Source organism: Pseudomonas sp. F220, assembly GCF_057813935.1.
Genome location: NZ_JBVASJ010000092.1, coordinates 1 through 1,954, shown reverse-complemented (window position 1 = coordinate 1,954; position 1,954 = coordinate 1). Strand labels below are relative to the sequence as shown.

Genomic DNA, 1,954 nt, shown 5'->3' with positions numbered 1-1,954 from the left:
AAATCACCGACTTTACTTTCACATCGTTGGCTTTCGTTGCTGGAGAGGAACCTTCTTCGGCTGAACGAATGCTTGCTGTATTCATAACTGTTTTCAATTTTGCAACATTACTCGTATCGCCGTCACGCTCCAGCAACTGCAGCATGTCACTGTACGTCTTTCTATTGACATCGCGAGGAGGATCACATACCAGCAAATTATCAAGAGAACTACCAGGAGAATCTGTAATCTCCATCTTACCTTCTGCGTAGGTACTAACTCTGGGGATCGCAGCAGTCAAGTTAAAATCCGGATATAGAGAGTTGTCCCATCTACCGTCTCGGGAGAAGGCACCACCACAAAACTCACCTGTTTCCCTTGCTACAATGCAGCCACTATGTACGTATACCAGATCACAGTAGGCGACCTCATGGGGCACAAATGTATTATTAGAAATTTCCACTTCGCCCGATTCAATCTGGCTCAATAATACAAAATTACCGTCTGGTGATAGATTCGGCGGATCCTGTCGCTCGAATGTCCCTCCATTATGAGTACCTCCACGTAGAATCCGTACGACTTTACCACCGCTTAGTATTGTTAGAGTAGAATACCTCCCAGCCAGCGGGTCGTCATACTGAAAGTCGACGACACGACTCAGTGTTCTTTCCTTTGGAGATTCTTCAGATACCCTACTAGTTAAAGGAAATGCTAGGCCATCAATATCTGCATGTGCTCCACATACACCAAGCCCAAGGGCTGTCGGGTCAATCCCACCCGATGAAATCTCTAATGATCGCCCTTTTTTCCGTATGAACACATCCCCGAATTTAGTCTTGTAAACAAGCATTCCATTCACAAGATTCATCGAGACCGAAAAAGAACAGACATGCTGATCTGCTTGCGTACTGTACAACTCAACCAGATAACCTTGATGTGCCGGCTCAATTTTCAATCGATCACTAAACTGATTGCTACAAGATCCCCCACTGCTTGGCGAGGTACACAGATCACTGTTTTTCAGATAGTCTCCAGACCATAAAAATCCAGAATCCCCGCCCCCTTCACTGACCTCTCGGGCTAAATAATTCTCCTGACCTGAAACCAGTGCTGGCATAAATAAAGCCAGTAAAAAAAAGCACGCCCCATATTTCATCTTTAATCTCCACCCCTCAGGTATCGTGCTCTATTTCGACCCAGCTCATACCGCACTAGCTCCGGAGTATCTTGAATATATTGCGCAAACCTACTCCGATCATTCACGGAAACATATGGAATTTGCCTTTCCCAAATACTACCCTGCTGATAAGTCAGATCAACTGCTACATCTCTCACCCTATCATTAAGTCCCTCCCATGCTATTGAGCCTGGCGTAACGATAGAACTGTACCGCTGCTGGGCTGCCACCACATACCGTGGATACACTATATCTTCAAACAAGATACGCTGTGCTTGCTTTGAAATCTCTCCAAACCCATCTCTATTCGCACTCACGAAATCACGCGCAACTTGATCGGATAGACCAGCACCACGAGAGAAATTTTCAGCAGAAACAGCATCCACACCAGCCGCAATTAGATCCGCACATACCCCACTGCGTGTTCTATGGCGCATATCGTAACCGCGTCCCAGCGTCACGCCCGATGCCCCTCCCGGCCAATGTAAACGTCGACTAAAATATGGGCTGTTCGGGATATCGTTCCCTTCAGCATCGAAAGTAACTTGACCCTGGCGTACAATCAAATCACTCATCCGCCGAAAAGTAGACATTCCCACCACTAACCCCACCGGATGAAAGTGATACACCTCCCCATCCAACGGCAGCCCAACCTTCTCTGCTACCTCATTCCACCAACTGACTTGCTTGATCCGCTCTTTCTCCGCCACCCAGTTCAGGTGCGGGGTCGAACCGCTATGGCCCAGTACATCGTCCAGCGCATCCCACTTCTGCGGCGTGTAGCACCACTCGCTTTCG

Annotated in this window: 1 protein-coding gene and 1 pseudogene; both read right to left on the bottom strand. The window is 47.8% G+C overall.

The annotated features are described in order from the left end of the window. Positions 1-1,135: hypothetical protein (locus ACZYSM_RS29075; protein WP_489077104.1), on the bottom strand; the 1,135-nt coding region annotated here is incomplete at its 3' end. A 2-nt stretch (positions 1,136-1,137) separates the two neighbouring features. Further along, positions 1,138-1,954 (bottom strand): annotated as a pseudogene (locus ACZYSM_RS29070) (hypothetical protein); the annotation flags it as partial.